This window comes from Amycolatopsis sp. VC5-11 (assembly GCF_037034185.1).
In the GTDB taxonomy this organism is placed as follows: domain Bacteria; phylum Actinomycetota; class Actinomycetes; order Mycobacteriales; family Pseudonocardiaceae; genus Amycolatopsis; species Amycolatopsis nivea.
On record NZ_JBAGKF010000013.1, the window covers coordinates 49,042 to 69,624 of the forward strand.

At 70.4% G+C, this 20,583-nt stretch carries 20 protein-coding genes; 7 read left to right on the forward strand and 13 right to left on the reverse strand.

Annotation, left to right across the window (positions count from 1 at the left end; translation table 11 throughout):
• Positions 1-44: 44 nt before the first annotated feature.
• The 12 genes from cpt to WA670_RS31135 form a co-directional block, all read right to left on the reverse strand.
• Positions 45-578 (reverse strand): chloramphenicol phosphotransferase CPT, encoded by a 534-nt coding sequence (gene cpt, locus WA670_RS31080; protein ID WP_336159684.1) that lies wholly within the window; start codon positions 576-578, stop codon positions 45-47.
• 57 nt (positions 579-635) lie between these two features.
• A complete protein-coding gene (locus tag WA670_RS31085) occupies positions 636-857 on the reverse strand; it encodes a DUF6480 family protein (protein ID WP_037806294.1) in 222 nt (73 codons plus the stop codon).
• Positions 858-967: 110 nt separating this feature from the next.
• A complete protein-coding gene (locus WA670_RS31090) occupies positions 968-2,116 on the reverse strand; it encodes a CoA transferase (protein WP_336159685.1) in 1,149 nt (382 codons plus the stop codon).
• Positions 2,113-2,925 (reverse strand): enoyl-CoA hydratase/isomerase family protein, encoded by an 813-nt coding sequence (locus WA670_RS31095; protein ID WP_037806292.1) that lies wholly within the window; start codon positions 2,923-2,925, stop codon positions 2,113-2,115. The genes WA670_RS31090 and WA670_RS31095 overlap by 4 nt, the downstream gene beginning before the upstream one ends.
• Positions 2,922-4,610, reverse strand: coding sequence for a CoA-transferase (locus WA670_RS31100; RefSeq protein ID WP_336159686.1), 1,689 nt, complete (start codon positions 4,608-4,610; stop codon positions 2,922-2,924). Before WA670_RS31100 ends, WA670_RS31095 begins: the two co-directional genes overlap by 4 nt.
• Positions 4,610-5,062 (reverse strand): MaoC family dehydratase, encoded by a 453-nt coding sequence (locus WA670_RS31105; protein ID WP_336159687.1) that lies wholly within the window; start codon positions 5,060-5,062, stop codon positions 4,610-4,612. Before WA670_RS31105 ends, WA670_RS31100 begins: the two co-directional genes overlap by 1 nt.
• Positions 5,059-6,273, reverse strand: coding sequence for an acetyl-CoA C-acetyltransferase (locus WA670_RS31110; protein WP_134728237.1), 1,215 nt, complete (start codon positions 6,271-6,273; stop codon positions 5,059-5,061). Before WA670_RS31110 ends, WA670_RS31105 begins: the two co-directional genes overlap by 4 nt.
• The gene (locus tag WA670_RS31115; protein WP_336159688.1) at positions 6,266-7,132 is read right to left on the reverse strand and encodes an FAS1-like dehydratase domain-containing protein; all 867 of its coding nucleotides are present in this window, start codon (positions 7,130-7,132) and stop codon (positions 6,266-6,268) included. The genes WA670_RS31110 and WA670_RS31115 overlap by 8 nt, the downstream gene beginning before the upstream one ends.
• On the reverse strand, positions 7,129-7,863 hold the full coding sequence (gene fabG / locus WA670_RS31120; RefSeq protein WP_134662822.1) for a 3-oxoacyl-ACP reductase FabG: 735 nt from the start codon (positions 7,861-7,863) through the stop codon (positions 7,129-7,131). The genes WA670_RS31115 and fabG overlap by 4 nt, the downstream gene beginning before the upstream one ends.
• 9 nt (positions 7,864-7,872) lie before the next feature.
• A complete protein-coding gene (locus tag WA670_RS31125) occupies positions 7,873-9,021 on the reverse strand; it encodes an acyl-CoA dehydrogenase family protein (RefSeq protein ID WP_134662821.1) in 1,149 nt (382 codons plus the stop codon).
• Positions 9,018-9,845, reverse strand: a complete 828-nt coding sequence (locus WA670_RS31130; protein ID WP_336159689.1) for an HpcH/HpaI aldolase/citrate lyase family protein — start codon at positions 9,843-9,845, stop codon at positions 9,018-9,020. Before WA670_RS31130 ends, WA670_RS31125 begins: the two co-directional genes overlap by 4 nt.
• The gene (locus tag WA670_RS31135) at positions 9,842-11,011 is read right to left on the reverse strand and encodes an acyl-CoA dehydrogenase family protein (RefSeq protein WP_037806283.1); all 1,170 of its coding nucleotides are present in this window, start codon (positions 11,009-11,011) and stop codon (positions 9,842-9,844) included. The genes WA670_RS31130 and WA670_RS31135 overlap by 4 nt, the downstream gene beginning before the upstream one ends.
• A 227-nt stretch (positions 11,012-11,238) precedes the next feature.
• Here WA670_RS31135 and WA670_RS31140 point away from each other — a divergent pair, with 227 nt between their 5' ends.
• Together WA670_RS31140 and WA670_RS31145 are read left to right on the forward strand one after the other, a co-directional pair.
• A complete protein-coding gene (locus WA670_RS31140) occupies positions 11,239-11,916 on the forward strand; it encodes a GntR family transcriptional regulator (RefSeq protein WP_051728574.1) in 678 nt (225 codons plus the stop codon).
• Positions 11,917-11,973: 57 nt separating this feature from the next.
• Complete coding sequence (locus tag WA670_RS31145) at positions 11,974-13,425, forward strand: amidase (protein ID WP_238606476.1); 1,452 nt, start codon at positions 11,974-11,976, stop codon at positions 13,423-13,425.
• 47 nt (positions 13,426-13,472) lie between these two features.
• Here WA670_RS31145 and WA670_RS31150 read toward each other — a convergent pair whose 3' ends face one another.
• Complete coding sequence (locus tag WA670_RS31150; protein ID WP_275290984.1) at positions 13,473-14,411, reverse strand: Lrp/AsnC family transcriptional regulator; 939 nt, start codon at positions 14,409-14,411, stop codon at positions 13,473-13,475.
• 180 nt (positions 14,412-14,591) lie between these two features.
• Between WA670_RS31150 and WA670_RS31155 the strand changes: the two genes are divergently transcribed.
• The 5 genes from WA670_RS31155 to WA670_RS31175 all read left to right on the forward strand — a co-directional run bounded on the left by WA670_RS31155 (position 14,592) and on the right by WA670_RS31175 (position 20,578).
• Complete coding sequence (locus WA670_RS31155; protein WP_238606474.1) at positions 14,592-16,094, forward strand: peptide MFS transporter; 1,503 nt, start codon at positions 14,592-14,594, stop codon at positions 16,092-16,094.
• Entirely contained in the window at positions 16,091-17,299 is a 1,209-nt protein-coding gene (locus tag WA670_RS31160) for a metal-dependent hydrolase family protein (protein ID WP_336159690.1), read from the forward strand. Before WA670_RS31155 ends, WA670_RS31160 begins: the two co-directional genes overlap by 4 nt.
• A gap of 95 nt (positions 17,300-17,394) precedes the next feature.
• On the forward strand, positions 17,395-18,855 hold the full coding sequence (locus WA670_RS31165; protein WP_336159691.1) for an FAD-dependent oxidoreductase: 1,461 nt from the start codon (positions 17,395-17,397) through the stop codon (positions 18,853-18,855).
• A complete protein-coding gene (locus WA670_RS31170) occupies positions 18,852-19,949 on the forward strand; it encodes a hypothetical protein (RefSeq protein ID WP_336159692.1) in 1,098 nt (365 codons plus the stop codon). Before WA670_RS31165 ends, WA670_RS31170 begins: the two co-directional genes overlap by 4 nt.
• Before the next feature lie 29 nt (positions 19,950-19,978).
• Positions 19,979-20,578 (forward strand): TetR/AcrR family transcriptional regulator, encoded by a 600-nt coding sequence (locus WA670_RS31175; protein WP_134662812.1) that lies wholly within the window; start codon positions 19,979-19,981, stop codon positions 20,576-20,578.
• The last annotated feature ends 5 nt before the right edge of the window (positions 20,579-20,583 follow it).

The window sequence follows — 20,583 nt, forward strand, 5'->3', positions numbered from 1 at the left end:
CCCGGCGGAGATCACTCGCAAACCGCTCGGCTGCTACGGGCCAGTCAGCCGACCTGCGCGGCGATCGTCCGGGCGCACTCCAGAGACTCGGTACGCGTGGTGTCCACCTCCAGGTCATAGACCATGCCCCGGTGGACCATCTCCGCCTGGGCCGCCGCCATGCCGATGACCCGATCGCCTCGGGCGACCTCACGGCCCGCGGCGACCGCGCTGTCGCAGCGGACGCCGACCCACAGCACCCGCAAGCCGCCCAACGCCTTCTGCCACCGGTTTCGCGACTCCGTTCCGCCGAGGAACACCTCGTCGACGATGACCCTGGCACCCGCGCGAGCCATCGCGGCGACCCCCTCGATCCATGCTGCTTCGAGCGCGCGGAACTCCGGCCCGACGAGCACCTGGCCGTCCGGAGCGAACTCGATCCCGGCGTTCGAAGCCCGCATGGCCGCGGGCATCGCCTGAACTAGTGTGTCCGTCCCCAAGGCCAGCCACGGATCCGGCAGAACCGCCTGCAGGCACCGAGCGATCCCGGACTTCCCCGAGCTGGAACCGCCGTTGAGCATGATCACATTAGTCGTCACCACGGCACAGTAGAGACACCGCAGCAACGCTAGAAGCGAATTTCCCCGAACGCTGCCCTACAACCAATCGACAGCGCGCAGCACGAAGAACGCGGCCACCACCAGCACCAGAATCGCCACGATGGCAAGCCACCGGGCGGGAAGCTTGCGCGACGGCATCGGCTGCGGATGCGAGAGCCCCGAAGTCTGCCCGGCGTCGGGCGGGGTATCGCCGGGCGGTACGGAGCCGCCCGGTTCGAGACCCGGCACGTCGTCCGGTTCGGGCCCGGGTGCGGTCATGTCCGGTCTCCTCGTCGTCGGTGCGGTCACCGGAGGGTTTGCCGCATCGGACGGGGATAAACGTGCGTTCGCCCCCGGTCGAACGGGAGGGCGCCCACGGCAGGCGACAGCTATGTCTGAGTCGGAGGCAGCACCGCAGCATTGTGCTGGCCGACCTCCGGCGCAGGCTGAGGATCGAGCCGCGCTCCGTCCACCTGCACAGGAGACTTCGGTGCCCAATGCGTCCCCGCCCCAGGCTGGTCCACCCTCCCGAAGAGAGCCAGCTCCCGCAGCGCCGCCCCGCCGTCCCGGCCGAGTTCGGCGAAGCTGCGGTAGCGCTCCCACAGAATCCGGTGCCGCGTAAGCACTTCCGCCACCTCCGCGTAGGAGGTCTGCCCGAACCACCGCGCCAGCAAGGGTGTGATCACGTCCCGGTGCCGGTACCGGTCGGACTCGGTGGCGAACGAGATCCCCAGCGCTTCGCTCAATCCGGCGAAGGCGTCGGATAGCCCGGTCGCGGCGAGCATTTTCTGCCAGTGCCGTTCGGTGAGCAGCACGATCATCACGCGGACACCGTCGGCGGTCTCGAAATCGTCGCCGTAGGTCCCGTAGATCTCGTTGCCGGACTTGGTCCGCGAATGGTCCGTCAGCTGCGCTTCGGCGAGATAGCCGAGATTCCCGGCGGTGGCGAGGGCGACGTCCTCCAGCGCGACCCGGATCGATCGGCCGCGGCCGGTGACTTGCCGGTGCCGTTCGGCGGCCAGCAGGCCCACCGCGAGATACAGTCCGGCGCAGACGTCCCAGGCAGGCAGCACATGGTTGACCGGCTCGGACCCGGTGCCGGTGAGCAGCGGGAAGCCGGTCGCGGCCTGCACGGTGTAGTCGACCGCGGCACCGCCGTCGGCTCGGCCGTCCAGGAGGACGTGGATGAGGTCCGGCCGTTGCGCGCTCAGCGCTTCGTACCCGAGATCGGCGTGCCGCGAAGTGTTCGTGACGACCGCGCACGGGCCGCCGTCGAGAATCAGCGAGGCGACCCGACGACGGTCCACTTCGGACTCCAGATCGACGGCGACCGCGCGCTTTCCCTTGTTCAGCCCGGACCAGTACAGGCTGGTCCCGGAGTCGGACAACGGCCAGCGCGTGCGGTCGGCGGCTCCGCCGAGCGGTTCGACTCGTACGACGTCCGCGCCGAGCTGGGCGAGCGTGAGCCCGCACAGCGGCGTGGCGACGTAGGCGGACAGCTCGACGACCCGCAATCCCGCCAGCAGTGCGGGGTTCATGCGTCGTGCACCCGGGAGAAGTCCGGCTTGCGGCGTTCGCGGTGCGAGGCCAGGCCCTCGTGCACTTCGGGGCCGCCGAAGCCGTAGAACTCCAGTGCCAGCGAGGAGTCGAAGATCGCGCCCGCGAGCTGGCGGTACCAGAGGTTGAGGCTCTGCTTGGTCCACCGGATCGCGGTGGGCGCGCCGCATGCCAGTTCGTGCGCGATCTCCCGCGCGGTCGGCAGCAGCTCGGCTTCGTCCTCGACGCACAGCGACACCAGGCCGATCCGCTCGGCTTCGGCGCCGTTGAGCGGGCGGCAGGTCATCAGGTAGTACTTGGCTTTCGCCATCCCGCACAGCAGCGGCCAGCACACCGCCGCGTGGTCGCCCGCCGCGACGCCGAGCCGCGTGTGGCCGTCGATGATCTTCGCGTTGGCGGTGACGACGGAGACGTCCGCGAGCACTCCGGCGACGAGTCCGGCGCCGACGGCGGGGCCGTGGATCGCCGAGACGATCGGCTTCGAGCAGTCGATCACGTTGTAGACCAGGTCGCGGGCCTCGCGCATGGTGCGGGAGCGCGCTTCGAAGTCGGTGGCGAGTTTTTCGACCAGGTCGAAGGATCCGCCGGCGGAGAAACCCTTGCCTTCGCCGCGCAGCAGGACGGCTTTCACCGCCGGGTCGCGGTCGAACTCGCGCCAGACGTCGGCGAGATCGGCGTGCGCGGCTTCGCTCACCGCGTTGAGATTCGGGGCGTCGAGGACGAGTTCGACGACGCCGTCCTCGTCCGGGCCGTCGACCCGCAGGTTCTCGAACTGTGCGTAGCGACTCATGCCGCTCCTTTCCTGCCGTCGCCGAGGAACAAGCCCTCGCGGTCGTATTTCCGCAACTGCTCGACGTCGTCCGCGGTCACCTCGGGCAGTTCGCTCAGGTCGTCCGCCACCGCGAGGTCCCAGCCGCAGCGCGAGCGGACGTGCGCGACGCGGTCGGCCAGCGGTTCCGGGCCGGGCGCGATCGCGGTGAGCACCAGTTCGCCGTCGCGCGGGGTCAGGATGCCGAGGTCGGTGACGACCGCCCGGACCCGCGCGCCGGGGCTGGTGACGTAGCTGCAGTTTTCGATGAACCGCCGCGGGCTCATCGTCCCGACGACGTACGTCTCGTCGGCGCCGGTCACGACGTCGTTGCCGCCGCCCGAACCGACGAGGTACGGGCCGCCGTCGATGCGGGTGGTGTTGATGTTGCCGCGGCGGTCGATTTCCGCCGCTCCGACGCAGGCGATCGAATTCGTGGCCGGGCCGTTCATGAGCGTCCCGAGCGCTTGCTCGGTGTCGAGCAGCATCGAGGACGACGGGAAGTTGGCGAAGCTGAAGATGAACGGGTCGCCGGGCGTCGGGGAGTAGTCCCACAGACCGAGTTCGGCCGCGAGCGCGACCTCGTGCCCGTCCGCCTTCGCCTGTTCGACGGCCACCCAGGCGGCGAGGTTCGCGAGCCCGGCGCCGGCCAGTACGCCGTCGGCTCGGGTTTCGGCGATCCGCGACCGGACGAGTGCGGCGAGCCAGGTCGCCGCGCGTTCCGGCCGGGTCACCGGTCCGGTGTGGTCGCCGCGGCCGGTGGGCGGGGTCGGCTGCCCGAGCGTGCGGGTCAGCCGATCCAGCCGCGCTTGACCGAGTTTCGCCAGGTAAGCGTCGTGGTCGAGGAGGATCCATTCGCGGATCCAGTCGTCGAAGTCCGCCGAACGGCTGGCTTCCCGGGCGGCGATCCAGAACTCGACGTCCTCGGCGTAACCGTCGACGGGCAGCCGAGCGTTCTCGCTGCCGGGGAAGACCCCGCCGGGATGAGCGCCGAACGGAGCCTCGACCACGGCCAGCACGCGGTGCGCCGGAACACGGACGAACGAAGCCCACGGCCGCAGGTCGTCAACGACCTTCTCCACCGTCGCGAGGACTCCCCGCCGCGCGGCGAACGCGCCGATCGACCCCTCGAACATCGGCGGCGCGATGGCCAGATTGCCTTGCCGGTCGGCGACCGCGGCGTGCACGATCGCAACGTCCGGGGTGATCGGCGCGACCAGCCCGACGCGGCCGAACGGCGTGTCGACCTCCGCGTAACCGGGGTTCTCAGCCATCGAAGAATCGCGCACCGAGCCGGTGACCACGGCCGGCACGCCGGTGGCCGCGGCGCGCAACCCCTGGATGTAGCTCAGGAACGACCAGTTCTCGACCTCGACCGAACCGTCCGCGTACGCCTGCTGGAACACCGGATTCGGCGTGAAGACGGGAAACGAGTCTCCCGAGTAGACAGTCACGACCTTCTCCACGCACCCGGAGCGGAACAGCACCGCGCCGAGCGACGACAGGCTCGCCATGATCAGCGTGAACCGCGACGGCCGATGCCAGTGCTGCCGCGCGATCTCCCGGACAAGCGCGCTCCAGCGGCTGTGCCCCAGGATGACGTGCAGCGCGTCGCCCTCGCGCACATGGCGCGAGACCGCTTCGTCCAGCTGGCAGAACTCGGTCATCAGGCCACAACCACCAAAGTTTCGGCGACACACGCCGGTTTCGCCGCGCCTTCGAGTTCCACCGTGTACCGCGTGGTCACGGTGACCCCGGCGGCGCCGTCTTTCACCTCGGCGAACGACGCGCTCGCGCGCAGCCGTGACCCGACGGGAACCGGCGCCGGGAAGCGGACCTTGCCCAGCCCGTAGTTGATCCGCGCGGATCCGAAATCGAGCCGGACCAGCTGCGCGCTGAAGTACGGGATGAGCGAAAGCGTGAGGAACCCGTGCGCGATCGTCGCCCCGAACGGCCCGTTCGCGGCCCGCTCGGGATCGGTGTGGATCCACTGGCGGTCGCCGGTGGCCTCGGCGAAGGCGTCGATCCGCGCCTGGTCGACGGCGAACCATCCGGTCGGCCCGATCTCCTCGCCGATCGCGGCCCGCACCTCGTCCGCCGAGCCGAAAACGCGGGTCATGCCGTGACCCGCTCGAACACCGCGGCCAGGCCCTGCCCGCCGCCGATGCACATGGTCTCCAGCCCGTACCGGGCCTCGCGGCGCTGCATTTCCCGCGCCATGGTGGCGAGAATCCGGGTGCCGGTCGCGCCGACCGGGTGGCCCAGCGAGATCCCGGAACCGTGCACGTTGAGCCGGTCGAAGTCGGACTCGCCGAAGCCCCATTCGCGGGTGCACGCCAGCGCCTGTGCGGCGAACGCCTCGTTGAGTTCGATCAGGTCGATGTCGGAGATCTTCAGCCCGGCGCGTTCCAGCGCGAGCGCCGAAGCGGGCACCGGCCCGATGCCCATCACCTTCGGCTCGACCCCGGCGACGCCGTGCGAGACCAGCCGCACGAGCGGGCGCAGGCCCAGTTCGGCGGCGCGTTCGCGGGTCGTCACGACGCACACCGCGGCGGCGTCGTTCTGGCCGCTGGCGTTGCCCGCGGTGACCGTCGCCTCCGGATCCTGCTTGCCCAGCACCGGCCGCAGCTTGGCGAGCGTTTCGACGGTCGTGTCCGGCCGCGGGTGCTCGTCGGTGTCCACGACGACGGTGCCCTTCCGCGTCTCGACCGGCACCGGGACGATCTCCTCGGCGAACACCCCGGACTGCTGCGCGGCGACGGCCCGCTGATGCGAGGCGGCGGCGAGCCGGTCCTGTTCCTCGCGGGTGATGCCGTACTGCCGCCGCAGGTTCTCCGCGGTCTCCAGCATCCCGCCGGGCACCGGGTAGTGCTTGCCGCCCGGCGTCTGGCGGCCGCGGGTGAGGGAATCGTGCAGGTGGACGCCCGCGCCGCCCGCGCCCCAGCGCAGGTCGTTGGCGTAGAAGACGGTGTTGGACATGCTTTCCGCGCCGCCCGCGACGATCAGATCGCTCGCGCCCGCCTGCACCTGGAGCGCGGCGAGCAGCACCGACTGCAGTCCGGAACCGCAGCGGCGGTCGACCTGCATGCCCGGCACGGTGACCGGCAGCCCGGCGTCGAGCGCGACGACGCGGCCGATCGCGGGGGCTTCGGCGCTGGGGTAGCAGTGGCCGAGGATGACGTCGTCGATCGCGTCGGCGGGCAGGCCGGTGCGCTCCAGCAGGCCTTTCAGCGCGATCGTGCCGAGGTCGGCGGCGGGCACGCTCTTGAGCGAACCGCCGAAGCGGCCGATCGGGGTGCGGACAGGTTCGCAGATGACGGCGTCACGCATCGGGAGTGTCCTTCTCGTGGTAGTCGGCTTCGAGGCTGGTGCGCGGTCCGGCGTCCCCGACGAGGGTCAGGGTCGCGCCGCCGGGACGCGGTTCGGTGCGCAGGTGCGCGGGCTGGCCGCAGAACAGCGGGGCCAGGTTGCGGTGCGCCAGCCGGGTTACCCGCGCGCCGGGGGAGTCCAGGCGCAGCACCTCGGCCAGCGCGAGCGACATCAGCGGCCCGTGCACGACCAGGCCGGGATAGCCCTCGACCCGGGTCGCGTACGGCCAGTCGTAGTGGATGCGGTGCGCGTTCGCGGTGGCGGCGGAGAAGCGCATCAGCAGGGCAGGGTCAGTAGCGAAGTCCCAGCCGTCTTCGGTGCGGCGGAACGGGGCTCCCGCGAGCTCCGCAGGTTCCACGGGCGCTGCCTCGGAGGTGGTCGCGCCCGCTTCGCGATAGATGAGGTCTTGCCGTTCCTCGACGAGCGGCGAACCGTTCGCCCCGGACAGCACGGTCCGCACCACGACGATCACCAGCTTCCCGGAACGGCCGGACTTCTCGGTCACCGAGTCCACAATGGACCGCCGGGTCACCGTCTCGCCGATCTTCGGGGCCCGGTGCACGCTCACCTCGCCGCCGGCGAACATCCGCCGCGGCAGGTCGACCGGCGGCAGGAACGTGCCGCGCGCCGGGTGCCCGTCGGGGCCGAGTTCCGAGGAGACCGGCCAGCGGGGGAGCGCGACCCAGTGCCACAGCGGCGGCAGGTCGTCGCCCGGCCGCGGCGCGGGCAGCCCGTTGTCGAAGAGCGCGGCCAGCGCCGCGACCGGGGCCGGGTCGACCAGCTCCGCGGTCGTGACCGCGTGCGGTTCCCAGCCGGTCACATGAACCGCCCGCCGGTCACCTCAAGCACCGTGCCGGTCATATACGAGGACAGGTCGGACGCGAGGAACAACGCCACCGAAGCGATTTCGCCGACCTCGCCCGCGCGGCGCATCGGGATCTCGGCCATCTTCTGGTCCCACGCCTTCTGCGGCATGGCCTCGGTCATCGCGGTGCGGATCAGGCCGGGCTGGATCGCGTTGACCCGGACGCCGTGGTGCGCCATCTCCTTCGCCGCGGCCTTGGTCAGCCCGACGATCCCGGCTTTGGCGGCGGAGTAGTTGGTCTGCCCGACCATGCCGACCTTGCCCGACAGCGACGACAGGTTCACGATCGCGCCGCTCTTGCGCTCGCGCATGATCGCGGCGGCCTTGCGGGTGCCGTTCCAGGTTCCCTTGAGGTGCACGGAGATCACCTGGTCGAACTCGTCCTCGGTCATCGTCCGCATCGTCGCGTCGCGGGTGATGCCCGCGTTGTTGACGAACACGTCGACCGGCGAGAACGACTCGGCGGCAGCCGCCAGCAGGGCGTCCACATCGGAGGACTTGGTCACGTCGCAGGCCACGCCGACCGCTTCCCCGTCCAGGCTGTCCGCGGCTTTCGCGGCCGCGTCGCCGTCGATGTCGCCGAGCACCACGCGGGCGCCCTGGGCGACGAACAACTGGGCGATGGCGAGTCCGATGCCTTGCGCGCCGCCGGTGACGACAGCGGTCCGGCCGTTGAGCAGAGTCATGGGATTCCCTCAGATCTTGTTGCGCGCCACGAGCTGCGCGGCGATGACGTTGCGCTGGATTTCGTTGGTGCCTTCGCCGACGATCATCAGCGGCGCGTCGCGGAAGTAGCGTTCGACGTCGTACTCCCGGGAGTAGCCGTAGCCGCCGTGGACGCGGATGGCGTCGAGCGCTACCTGCATCGCGGTTTCCGACGCGAACAGCTTCGCCATCCCGGCTTCCATGTCCGCGCGTTCGCCCGCGTCGAGCTTCTCCGCGGCATCCACCGTGAGCAGCCGGGCGGCGCGCATCTTCGTGGCCATGTCGGCGAGCAGGTTCCCGACCGACTGGTGTTTCCAGATCGGCTTGCCGAAGGACTCGCGTTCCTGGGCGTAGCGGACGGCGTCGTTCAACGCGGCCTGCCCGACGCCCAGCGCGCGCGACGCGACCTGGATCCGGCCGACTTCCAGCCCGCGCATCATGTGCGACCAGCCCTGGTTCGGCGTGCCGCCGAGAACCGCGTCCGCGGGCACCTGCTGGCCGTCGAAGACGAGCTCGCAGGCTTCGACGCCGCGGTAGCCGAGTTTGGGCAGCTTCTTGGAGATGGTGAGGCCGTCGCCGGGTTCGACGAGCAGGACGCTCATGCCGCGGTGCGCGGGTTTCGCGTCGCGGTCGGTGACGCACAGCAGGCCGATCAGACCGGAGTGCGCGGCGTTGGAGATCCAGGTTTTCGAGCCGGTGATCGTGTAGCCCTCGTCGCCCGGCACGGCCTGGGTGCGCATCGCCTGGAGGTCGCTGCCGCCGCCGGGTTCGGTCAGCGCCATCGTCGCGCGGATCCGCCCCTCGGCCATGGCTGGCAGGTACTTCTCGCGCTGCTCCGGGGTGCCGAAGGTCTTGATCAGATAAGTGATGACGGAGTGCCCGCCGATCGCGCCCGCCAGGCTCATCCAGCCGCGCGCGAGTTCTTCGGTGACGCGGGCGAAACAGGCGGTGCTGACGTCGACGCCGCCGTATTCGGCCGGGACGAGCAGCCCGAAGAAGCCGAGTTTCTTCATCTCGTCGATGAACTCGGCGGGGTAGATGTCGTCGGCTTCGAACTCGCGGACCCGGGGCCGGACCCGTTCGTCCACGAACTCCGCGACCAGGGCGACCATCTGCTGTTCGTCGTCGGTGAGCGTCATCGCCCGTTCCCTTCTCGTGCCTGCCGGAGGACGCGCTGGGCGCGCTCCAGCACCGGCTTGTCGACCATCTGCCCGTTCACCGCGACCGCGCCGTCCGCGCCGGCGTCGAGGATCGACTGCGCCCAGCGGACTTCCTCGCGCGTCGGACGCAGCGCCGCGGCGGCGACGGGCACCTGTTTCGGGTGCACGCACAGCTTTCCGGCGAAGCCGAGCCGCCGTGCGTAGTGGACTTCGTCGGTGAGGTGCAGCTCGTTGTCCAGGTCCGCGGTGACGCCGTCGATCGGACCGGGCAGTCCCGCCGCGGCGGAGGCGAGCACGAGCGCGCCCCGCGCGGCGACGAACGCGTCCCGGTCCGCCGGATCGGCCCCCAGCTCCGCGGCGAGGTCGAAGCTGCCGAACGCGAGGCGCTGCACGTTCGGCACGGTGGCGGTCTCCCGCGCGTCCAGCACGCCGCGCGCGGTTTCGACGAGCGCGATCACCACCGGCAGGACGCCGAGCTGCTCGGCCACGGCACGTGTCGTCGCGGGCTCGGCCTTCGGCAGCATCACGGTGCACCGGCGCCGCCTGAGCACGGCGAGGTCTTCGTCGTGCCAGGCGGTGCCGGCGGCGTTGACCCGCACCGCGCACTCGGGGTTCTCCTCGAGCCACGCGACGGCTTGTTCCCGCGCGTACACCTTGCGTTCCGGCGCGACGGCGTCCTCCAGATCGAGCACGACCAGGCTCGGCCCGGCCGCCATCGCCTTGCCGAACCGCTCCGGCCGGTCGCCCGGGACGAACAGGAGGGTTGTCGCTTCCCGCGCCCGCGTGGCCGCGCGGCTGGTCATTTCTGTGCCTTCTTCGCCTGCCGGACCAGGCCGCCGCCGATGATGAGGCGCTGGATTTCGCTGGTGCCCTCGTAAAGCCGCAGCAGCCGGATGTCGCGGTAGATCCGCTCGACCGGCACGTCGCGCATGTAGCCGGTGCCGCCGTGGATCTGCACCGCGAGGTCGGCGACCTTGCCCGCCATCTCCGTGCAGTACAGCTTCGCGGCCGACGGCCCGATCCGCCGGTCCTCACCGGACACGTAGCGCGCCGCGGTCTCCCGCACCAGCGCGCGGCCGGCCATCACGCCGGTCTGCTGATCCGCCAGCATTGCTTGCACCAGCTGGAAATCGCCGATCGGCTGACCGCCCTGCGTCGCCGAAGCGGCGTACGCGACGGACTCGTCCAGCGCCCGCTGCGCGGAACCCACGGCGAGCGCGGCGATGTGCACGCGACCCCGCGCGAGGGAGGTCATCGCGGCGCGGTACCCGTCGTCCTCGTTGCCGCCGACGAGCGCGGAAGCAGGCACTCGGACGTTGGAGAAGGTGACGTCCGCGGTCCAGGCGCCTTCCTGGCCCATCTTCTTGTCCTTGGGCCCGACTTCCAGGCCCGGCGTGTCTGCGGGCACGAGGAACACCGCGATGCCCGGCCCGGAGTCGTCCGCGGGACGGGTGCGCGCGAAGACGACGAACAGGTCCGCGATCGGCGCGTTGGTGATGAACCGCTTCTGCCCGTCGATCACCCAGTCGTCGCCGTCGCGCACCGCTTTGGTGCGCAGCCCGGCGGGATTGGACCCGGCGCCGGGCTCGGTGAGCGCGAACGACGCGACGACCTCGCCCGAGGCGATGCGCTCCAGCCACTGGCTCTTCTGCTCGTCGGTGCCGAAGCCGACCAGCACCTGTCCGGCGATGCCGTTGTTGGTGCCGAACATCGACCGCAGCGCGAGCGACGTGTAGCCGAACTCCATCGCCAGCTCGACGTCCTGGGTCAGGTCGAGCCCGAGCCCGCCCCATTCCTGGGGGATCGCGTAGCCGAACAGGCCCATCTCGGCGGCCTGCCCGCGCAGGTCGTCGGGGATGGCGTTGCCGTCCATGATCTCCTGCTCGCGCGGGACGACCTTCGCCCGGACGAAGTCGCGCACCAGCTCCAGGATGGGCCGGAAGTCCTCGGGGGTAACCGCTGCTGCCATGCCTCCCACTATGACCCAGACCGCCTCGCTGGAAAATACTTTATCAGAAATCATCGAATGGCTCACACTCCCGGGCGACGCTCGGCCCGCATGCTGCCCCAGGTCAACGGCGGTTTCTTCGTTTGACGGGCGCTTCGGGCGCGAGTGACAGAGCCGCCCGAGCGTGCCCCGGTCGTGTAATACTTGATCCGATACAGCCGCGCATGAGGAGGGAGAAGGTAGTGGCGATGCCCGAGACCGCGAGTGCCGGACCGCGCCGCACCGGCCCGGCGAACCTCAAGGCGATGGCCGCGCAGGAAATCCGGCGGCGGGTCTTCTCCGGGCAGCTGCGCGCCGGGGCGAAGATCGACCAGGAAGCGCTGGCCGACGAACTCGGCATCAGCAAACTCCCGGTCCGCGAAGCGTTGATCACGCTCGACCACGAGGGCGTGGTGGAGCACATCGCCCGCCGGGGCGCCTTCGTCGCCCGGATGACGCGCGACGACATCCGGGACCATTTCCGCGTGTTCGGCGTCGTGTCCGGATTGGCCGCGGAGCGCGCGGCGAAGAACCTCTCCCCGGAAAGCCTCCAGGCGCTGCACGATCTCGCGGACCGGATGGAGTCCGCAGTGGACAGTGGCGAGCAGGAACGGCTGAACTACGAGTTCCACCGGCGAATCAATTACGCCGCCGACTCGCGCCGTCTCCTGTCGCTCTTGGGAATCCTCGTCAAAACCGTCTCGCACGGGTTTTACGAGGCACACGAGGACTGGCCGGTCAAGGCCCGGGACGACCACCGGCTGATCCTGGACGCGCTGTCCGCCCGCTCGGCGGGCCGGGCGCGCGCCCTGGTGGAGAAGCACCTCGCCGACGCGGGCGAGCGGGCGGTGGCGTTGCTGGAAAAACAGGGATTCTGGGACCACTGACCCGTTGCGCGAATTAATGTTTTATGGCTCCGCCGGGTACCCGTTACGGTCGAATTCATGGAGCGGAACTTTCAGTCGGCCGGAGAACTCGCGGCCGCCATGCGGGCAGGCGAAACAACCTCGGCGGAGCTGACCGACGAGGCGATCGCCCGCATCGAGCGGGAAGACAAAGCACTCAACGCGATCTGCACACCGGACTTCGACCGCGCTCGCATCGCCGCGCAAGAGGCCGACCGGGCGCGTGCCCGCGGCGAAGACCGGCCGTTGCTCGGAATCCCGGTGACTGTCAAGGAGTGCTACAACGTCGCCGGGCTGCCCACGACCTGGGGCATGCCGCAGCACCGGGACTTCATGCCCGCCGAGGACGCGGTCCAGGTGTCGCTGCTCAAGAACGCCGGCGCGGTCATCCTCGGCAAGACCAACGTCCCCTTAGGACTCCAGGGCTTGCAGAGCTCCAACCCGGTCTACGGCACCACCAACAACCCTTGGGACCACGACCGCACTCCGGGCGGCTCCTCCGGCGGATCGTCAGCGGCCCTGGCAGCGGGCTTCGGCGCCCTGTCCATCGGCTCCGACATCGGCGGTTCGCTGCGCACCCCCGCGCATTTCTGCGGTGTCTACGGGCACAAGCCGTCCCTCGGCCTGGTGGCGAACCGCGGCATGGTCCTGCCGAACGAACTGCCCTTGCCGCTCGACCTGGACCTCGCCGTCGTCGGGCCGATGGCGCGCACTGCCCGCGACCTGGCGATGCTGCTCGACGTCATGGCCGGACCGGACCCGCTTACCTACGGCGTCGCGCACGACCTGGCCTTGCCGCCCGCCCGCCACGAGCAGTTGAGCGACTTCCGCGTCCTGATCCTCGACGAGCACCCCTTCATCCCGACCGGCGCCGCGGTGCGGGCCGGAGTGAACCGGGTAGCCGACGCACTCGCCGACGCCGGCGCCCGGGTCGAACGACACAGCCCGCTGCTGCCCGACCTGGCCGAAGCCGCGACCCTCTACACCCAGCTGCTGTTCTCCGGCTCCGTCGCGCGCTTCCCGGTCGACGCCTACGAGGAGCTGCAGACTCGTGCCGCCGCCTTGAGCGCAACCGATGAAAGCCTGGACGCGGCGCGCCTGCGCGGCCTGGTGCTCAGCCACCGCGACTGGCTCGGGGTGAACCACCGCCGCGAACTGCACCGGCACGGCTGGCGACAGTTCTTCGCCGAGTTCGACGCGGTGGTCTGCCCGGTGACGCCGACGCCCGCGTTCCCGCACGACCACAACCCCGACCTGCTGGCCTGCCGGATCGACATCGACGGCGTCGAGTACCCGTTCTTCGACCAGCTGGTCTGGGCCGGGGTGGCGACCATGCCGGGCCTGCCCGCGACGGCGATGCCCGCGGGCTTCTCCCCGGAGGGCCTGCCGGTAGGGGTGCAGGTCGTCGGCCCGATGTTCGAGGACCGCACCCCGCTGCGGCTGGCGGAGCTGCTGGAGGAGCGGATCGGGGGCTTCCGGGCGCCGAACTGATGGAGCGGCAGCGGTTTCTGAGCATCCACAGTGGATAGACGGGCTGCTCAGCCCTGCCCGGTGCCGACGGCGGTGAGCGGGCGGTCATTCTCCTCCTTGACCGCCCGCAGGTGGCTCCAGGACTCGATCGCGCGCACGCCGGGCAGCTCCCGCAGGCGTTCGAGCGTGTCCAGCACCTCGTCCGGGGACTGCGCCTGAATGCTGCCGATTCCGTTGCACCATCCGACTCCGGTCGCGAAACAGTCGATGTTCTCGAACTCCGCGATCCGGCGGGCGACCGGTTCGGTGTCGCCGGTCGCGTGCACCGCGAAACCGATGGTGTGGGTGCGCGTCGAGCGGCTGAGCCGCACCAGCGCTCCGATGTGGACGACGCCGGACTCGAGCAGCCGGAGCACCCTGGCCCGCGCGGCTCCCGGGGAAAGGCCGGTCGCTTTCGCCAGTTCGGCGAACGAGGCGCGCCCGTCGTCGCGCAGCTGCGCGAGCAGCAGGTGGTCGACGTCGTCCAGCTCGAGGTCCGCGAGCGGTCCGGGGCTCTCCAGCGGTCCCGGCGGGAAATAGGGGTCCTTCCAGACCCGCAGGTACGTGATCGTCTGCACCGCCCGGACGCCGGGGACGGCCTGCACCCGGGCCAGCCCCGCCGCGAAGGACTCCAGGTCGGCGGCGCGCAGTTCGGCCGTCACCGCGAACCGGCCCGCGGTCGTGGTGACGAACGAGGTTTCGCCGAGCGCCGCGATCCGTTCGGCGACCGGGCGGGCGGCTCCCTCGGTCTCGACGATCACGTGCCCGAGCTGATGGAGCCCGAACACCGCCGGATGGATCGCGCCGATCAGCCGGAGCCCGCCCTCCTCGATCAGCCGCTGCACCCGCGCCTTGGTCGTGGAGCGGGCGAGCCCGACCAGCCGGGCCAGCGTCTCGAACGACGCGCGCCCGTCCTGTTGCAGCGCGCGGACGAGCAGTTCGTCGACGTCGTCGGGGTTTCCTGGCACGGGGAAGAACCTAGCTGATTCCCCCTCGGTCGGCGAATCTTCTCACTGGGAGGCATGTCGGAAGACGAAACGGCGTAACTATCGGCGTTCGCTCGCCGAATCGGCTATTGATTGCCGCATTCGGCAGATGTACCGTCTGCTCCCATCGGAGCGGCGGTCGACGCGGAAGGTGCGGTGGGCATGGGGAAGGAACGGGCGTTCTTCGGTCAGCCCCGCGGCTTGGTGGGGCTGTTCTTCGCCGAGGCGTGGGAGCGGTTCTCCTACTACGGCATGCGCGCGCTGCTGCTCTATTACATGACCGACCGGCTGTCCGACGGCGGCCTCGGCCTGCGGCCGGAGAGCGCGAAGCCGCTGATCGCGGTCTACGGGTCGGCGATTTACCTGGCGGCGATCCTGGGCGGCTGGATCAGCGACCGGCTGCTCGGCGACCGCCGGACCACTCTCGTCGGCGGGTTCCTGATCATGTGCGGGCACATTTGCCTGGCCGTCCCGGCGGGCGCCGGCGCGCTGTTCGCTTCGATGGTCTTCATCGCCGTCGGGACCGGCTTGCTGAAACCGGCGATTTCGTCGTCGGTCGGCGATCTCTACGCGGCCGGCGATCCGCGGCGCGACTCCGGGTTCAGCATCTATTACATGGGCATCAGCGTCGGCGCGGTGGCCGCTCCGCTGGTCGTCGGCACGGTGGGCCAGGATTACGACTACCACGCCGGTTTCGGGATCGCCGCGATCGGCATGGCGGCCGGTCTCGTGGTCTATCTCCGGTCGCAGCGGCGCCTCAACCCGGTGAGCAACAGTCCGAAGAACCCGTTGCGGCTGGCCGAGGTCCCGCGGTCGCGGCTCGTCGCGGTCGTCGCCGGAATCGCTCTGCTGGCCGTGCTGGCGGCGGTGTCGGTCAGCACCGGAGTCCTCGACGCCGACAGTGCCGTCAATCTCATCAGCGTGCTGGCGATCGCGCTTCCCGTCGGCTACTTCACGGTCATGCTGCGCAGTTCGCGCACCACCGTGGCCGAACGCGCCCGGGTCCGCGCCTACATTCCGATGTTCGTCGCGGCGGTCGCGTTCTGGTGCATCCAGGAACAGGGCGCGACGGTGATCGCGCAGTACGCGGGCGAAAGCACCGATCTCGACGCGTTCGGGTTCCCGATCCCGGCGTCGTGGTTCCAGTCGGTCGGCTCGCTGGTGCTGATCGTGCTGACGCCGCTGTTCGCGATGCTGTGGCTGCGGCTGGACCGTTCGCCCCGTTCGCCGTCGACCGCGCACAAATTCGCCGCGGGACTGGCGATCGCCGGCCTGTCGTACCTGCTGATGGTGGTGCCCGCGGCGCATCCGGGGCAGACGAACCCGTTGTGGCTGGCCGGAAGCCTCGCCGTGGTCACCGTCGGCGAAATGTGCCTCTCGCCGATCGGGCTGTCCGCGACGACGCGGCTGGCGCCCGCGGCGTTCGCGACGCAAACGATGGGGTTGTGGCTGTCGTCGAACGCGGCCGGGCAGGGCATCGGCGCCCAGTTGGTGAAGTTCTACGACGCCCGTTCGGCGGCAGGCTACTTCGGCGCACTCGGCGCCGGCGCGGTCGTGCTGGCTTTGCTGCTGTTCGCGCTGGCTCCGCTCATCCGAAAGCAAGCAGCGAGAAGGGGGACCACGATGGACCGGGACCAGGCGGCCGTGAACGGGGCGGGCCGGTGAAGCGCACTGTTTTCCGCGGCGGAACTCTCTTCGACGCGACGTCCCGGTGCGCGGATTCGGCGGACGTGTCGGTCGAAAACGGCCGGATCGTCGAGGTCGGGACCGGCCTCGACGGCGACGAGGAAGTCGACTGCACCGGCCGGGGAGTGCTGCCCGGCCTGATCGACTGCCACGTCCACCTCACGATGACGAGTTCGGATCTCTTCGAGAGCGTGCAACAGCCGTTTTCGCTCCAGTTCTACGAAGGCGCGCGGAACATGGCGCGGACGCTGGCCGCGGGCGTCACCACCGTCCGGGACGCGGCGGGCGCCGACCTCGGGATGCGCGTGGCGCAGGAGCGCGGGCTGATCGCCGGGCCCCGCATGCAGATCTCGCTGAACATGCTGAGCCAGACAGGCGGGCACGGTGACCCGTGGTGGCCCTCGACCTGCGTGGTGGACCTGCTGCCGCCGCATCCCGGCCGCCCGCCCGTGGTGGTGGACGGCCCGGAGGAGATCCGGCGCAAGGTCCGGGAGCTGGTCCGCGCGGGCGCCGACGTCATCAAAGCCGCTACCAGCGGAGGCGTCGTGTCCGGCGGGGCCGGGCCGAAGATCGCGCATTTCCGGGACGACGAGATCGCCATGATGGTCACCGAGGCCGCGGCGGCGGGACTGCACGTCATGGCCCACGCTCACGGCGACGGGGCGAAGGCAGCCGTCCGCAACGGGGTCCGCTCCATCGAACACGGCCATTTCCTGGACGACGAGACGCTCGAGATGATGGCCGTGCGCGGCACTTGGCTGGTCCCGACCCTGAGCGCCGGAGTCGGTCTGCGGCAGGCGGTCGAAGCCGGGGCAGCGGGCTATCCCGACCACATCGTCGAGAAGATCAAGGAACGCACCGAAAGCAGCGTTCGGCGCGCGGTCGAGGCGGGCGTCCCGATCGCGATGGGCACCGACGCGCCGCTGTACCCGCACGGGGAGAACCTGCTGGAACTGGAACTCCTTGTCGAACAGGGCATGCGCCCGGCCGACGCCCTGCACGCCGCGACACTGTCGGCGGCGAACCTGATGGGCCTCGGTTCCTCGCTGGGTTCGCTGACTCCCGGCAAGCGCGCGGATCTCGTCGTCGTGGACGGCGATCCGCTCGACGTGCGGGATCTGGGCAAACGGATCCTCGCGGTGTACCAGGACGGACGGCTGGTGCACGCGGCCGACCGCGGGTAGCCGGGGATGGTCGCTGACCAGGCCGATTGACACGCCGGTCCATCATTCATACATTATCTCGAAAGTTGTATGAATGACGAGCGGAGCTGGTTCGGATGAAGCTCGGCAAGACCGCTGTCGTCCTCGGCGGAAGCGTCGCGGGCCTGTGCGCCGCCGGGGCGCTGTCCCCGTATTTCGATCAGGTGCTCGTGCTGGAGCGGGACGAGCTGCCGGAGGGCGCCGAGCACCGGCGCGGGGTGCCGCAGAGCAAGCACCCGCATTTCCTGCTGAACTCGGGCCGCCGGGCGATCACCGCGCTCTTCCCCGGTTTCGAGGACGACCTCGTCGCGGCGGGCGGGCTGCACCTGATGCCGTCGATGGACGCCGCCTACCTGGACCGGGAAGGCTGGTCAGCGCGCAAACGCAGTGCGATGACGATGGTCTACAGCTCGCGCGTCCTCATCGAGCGCGTGCTGCGGGACAAGGTGCGCGAACTGTCCAATGTGGACCTTTGCGAGCGCGTCGCCGTGCGTGGCCTGGCCACCGAGCCCGGGGCGGTCACCGGTGTCGAAATCGCCCGGCCCGGGGGAGAGGAGCATCTCGACGCCGACTTCGTCGTGGACGCGATGGGCCGCGGCTCGCCCGTCGCGAACTGGCTGGCGGCGGCGGGCTGGGCGGAGCCCGAGGTGCGGACCCTCGACGCCAAGGTCACCTACACCTCGCGCTGGTACGAACTGCCGCCGCCCGAGAGCCGTCCGGCGTCCTGGTGGTGGCGGCACCTGGTGCTGATGCCGACCCAGGACCGCGGCGGGCATCCCGCGGAGCACGAGTTCCTGGTGAACTTCTTCCCGATCGAGGGCGACCGGGTCATCGCCTGCATGGGTTCGTGGGGACTGGAGATGCCGCGGACGGCCGACGCCTTCGTCGAATCGGCGCGCAGGACGCGGACGCCGTTGTTCGCCGCGGCGATGGACCGGTGCACGCCGTCCTCGGAGGTGCATCTGACGCGGTCCACCGGCAACCGGTGGCGGCGCTACGACCGCTGGACGAGCCCGCCGCGAGGCCTGGCGTTCGTCGGCGACTCGATCTGCGCGTTCAATCCCTTCTACGCGCAGGGCATCAGTTCCGCGTCGGGTTCGGCGCTGCTGCTGCGCGAGCATCTGGCCAGCGCGACTAACCTCGACGCGAGCTTCTGCGCGCGATTCCTTGCGGCGCAACGCGACCTTCTCAAGGTGCCGTGGACTCTGGCGATGGCCCGCGACCGCGGTTACGAGTGCGCGGAGGGCACCGAACGGCTGCCCGGGTGGCAACGACGCCTCCTCGCGGCTGTCTCCGCCCCGGCGTTCAGCCTTGTCGTCGGCGCCGCCCGGGAGGACGACGTCGTCGACGAGCATTTCGCGAAAGTCTTCAACCTCGACGAGTCGCTGGGCGAGATGATGCGCACCCCGCGCGTGCTCGCCGGGCTGGTCCGCTACTGCGTCCGCTCCATGCTGGGCAGGCACCGGGTGCCCTTCGGCTTCGATCCCCAGGCCGAGCCGCCCGCCACCGACTACTCGCCGGCCGCGGTCGCGGGATGAGCGCGGGCTGCGGGCCGGAGGCGGAGGAAGTCGTCCGGCGGCTCGGTTTCGACTGCCACGACGTCAGCCCGGTGGTCTCGGTCCGGGCGCCGTGGGACCTGGCGCACTGGACGATGCCGCTGCTGGAGATGCTGATCGTCGGCGGAGCCGTGTTCGCGCTCTGGCACGCCGTGCGCCGCTATCGCGCGGGCGACCCGGTCAACCTGGCGCTGTGGTGGGCTTCGCTGGTGTATCTCGTCGTCACCGAACCGCCGCTGTACTTCCCCGAATGGTTCGGCCTCGACCGGCTGTACGGATTCATCTTCGCGCACAACCGGTTCACCGTGCAGTTCATGGGGGACCGGCTGCCGCTTTACATCGTGGCGTTCTATCCGGTGATCAGCCAGCTCGCCTACGAACTGGTGCGGTCGCTGGGGGTCTTCCGCCGCCGCGGCCCGCTGATCGGCTCCGTCGCCGTCGCGTTCGCCTGCCAGGTCTTCTACGAGGTCTTCGACCAGGTGGGCCCGCAACTGAAGTGGTGGGCCTGGAACCCGGCCAACCGCATCGTCAACCAGCCCGCGCTCGCCGCGGTTCCGATGACCAGCATGCTGCTGTTCGCTTCGGTTTCGATGGCAGCGATGACCTACCTCGTGGTGCGCTTCACCGGCGGCCCGGCCGGAGACGGACGGCCGCGCCGCGGCTGGCGGCTGGTTCCGCGCATCCTCGCGGCGGGCGTCCTCACCCCGTTCACCATGGCCGTCGCCGGGCTCCCGGCGAGCCTGTTCGGCGGCGACCATCCGAACCAGGTCGCGCAAGCCTGGGTGCTTGGCGCGGAACTGGGCCTCGTCTGGGTGGCTGGCGCGTGGATCGTCGTGGCACAGCTGCGCTCCGGCGAGCGCGGCGCGGACGAACCGCAGTCGGCGTTCGCCCTGTACTACCCCGCGATCTACCTGGGCGGGATGGCGGTGTTCTGGATCGGCGCGCTGCCCGGCTATTTCGGAGCCCGGGACGGCATCACCAGTGACGGCTCCCCGATCGGGAGCGCACCGTACGCGCTCGCGTGCTTCCTCGCCGCCGGTTCGCTGCTGGCCGCCGCTCGCCCCGCCCGTCAGTGACCTGCGGTCTCGTCTGGAACGATGGGGTCATGGGGTACCACGGATGGCAGGGCGACCCGCCCGGCGCCGAAGACGAGGCACGCCGCCGGATCGTGCAGGCGGCGATAGCGTGCATCGACCGCGCCGGGCTGGCCAAGACCAACCTCTCCCACATCGCCGCCGAAGCCGGAGTGACCCGGCAGACCGTCTACCGCTACTTTCCCGGCCTGGCCGAAATCCTGCGCGCCGTCGCCCACGCGGGAGCCGAGGAGTTCGCCGAACGGATGCGGCGGCACCTGTCCGCGTTCGACAGCCCGGTCGAGATCGCCGTCGAGTCCGTCGTGTTCGCCGTCCGCAGCCTGCCCGACGAGCCCTACCTCGGTTTGCTCCTGCAGGCCGGGGAAGCCGACTATTTCACGGCCGGGACCGCCACGCCGCCGTCCTTCTCCCTCGGCGCGCGAATCCTGCGCGACACCGAGGCCGACTGGTCCGCCGCCGGCGTGCACACCGACGCCGAACTCCAGCAACTAGCCGAGATCCTGATGCGGCTGTTCATGTCGTTCCTGCAATACCCGTCGACACCACCGGCGACCGACGACGAACTGCGCGACCTGGTGCGCCGCTGGATCGGCCCGGCACTGCGCGGCTGACGCCC

Bases quoted from the DNA above. Each gene is read 5' to 3' on its own strand.
- WA670_RS31145 (WP_238606476.1), top strand. From the start codon at position 11,974: ATGGAGCGGAACTTTCAGTCGGCCGGAGAACTCGCGGCCGCCATGCGG.
- WA670_RS31135 (WP_037806283.1), bottom strand. From the start codon at position 11,011: ATGGCAGCAGCGGTTACCCCCGAGGACTTCCGGCCCATCCTGGAGCTG.
- WA670_RS31090 (WP_336159685.1), bottom strand. From the start codon at position 2,116: ATGAACCCCGCACTGCTGGCGGGATTGCGGGTCGTCGAGCTGTCCGCC.
- WA670_RS31105 (WP_336159687.1), bottom strand. From the start codon at position 5,062: ATGACCCGCGTTTTCGGCTCGGCGGACGAGGTGCGGGCCGCGATCGGC.
- WA670_RS31165 (WP_336159691.1), top strand. From the start codon at position 17,395: ATGAAGCTCGGCAAGACCGCTGTCGTCCTCGGCGGAAGCGTCGCGGGC.
- fabG (WP_134662822.1), bottom strand. From the start codon at position 7,863: ATGACTCTGCTCAACGGCCGGACCGCTGTCGTCACCGGCGGCGCGCAA.
- WA670_RS31110 (WP_134728237.1), bottom strand. From the start codon at position 6,273: ATGCGTGACGCCGTCATCTGCGAACCTGTCCGCACCCCGATCGGCCGC.
- WA670_RS31175 (WP_134662812.1), top strand. From the start codon at position 19,979: ATGGGGTACCACGGATGGCAGGGCGACCCGCCCGGCGCCGAAGACGAG.
- WA670_RS31140 (WP_051728574.1), top strand. From the start codon at position 11,239: ATGCCCGAGACCGCGAGTGCCGGACCGCGCCGCACCGGCCCGGCGAAC.
- WA670_RS31130 (WP_336159689.1), bottom strand. From the start codon at position 9,845: ATGACCAGCCGCGCGGCCACGCGGGCGCGGGAAGCGACAACCCTCCTG.
- WA670_RS31085 (WP_037806294.1), bottom strand. From the start codon at position 857: ATGACCGCACCCGGGCCCGAACCGGACGACGTGCCGGGTCTCGAACCG.
- WA670_RS31170 (WP_336159692.1), top strand. From the start codon at position 18,852: ATGAGCGCGGGCTGCGGGCCGGAGGCGGAGGAAGTCGTCCGGCGGCTC.
- WA670_RS31155 (WP_238606474.1), top strand. From the start codon at position 14,592: ATGGGGAAGGAACGGGCGTTCTTCGGTCAGCCCCGCGGCTTGGTGGGG.
- WA670_RS31125 (WP_134662821.1), bottom strand. From the start codon at position 9,021: ATGACGCTCACCGACGACGAACAGCAGATGGTCGCCCTGGTCGCGGAG.
- WA670_RS31095 (WP_037806292.1), bottom strand. From the start codon at position 2,925: ATGAGTCGCTACGCACAGTTCGAGAACCTGCGGGTCGACGGCCCGGAC.
- WA670_RS31100 (WP_336159686.1), bottom strand. From the start codon at position 4,610: ATGACCGAGTTCTGCCAGCTGGACGAAGCGGTCTCGCGCCATGTGCGC.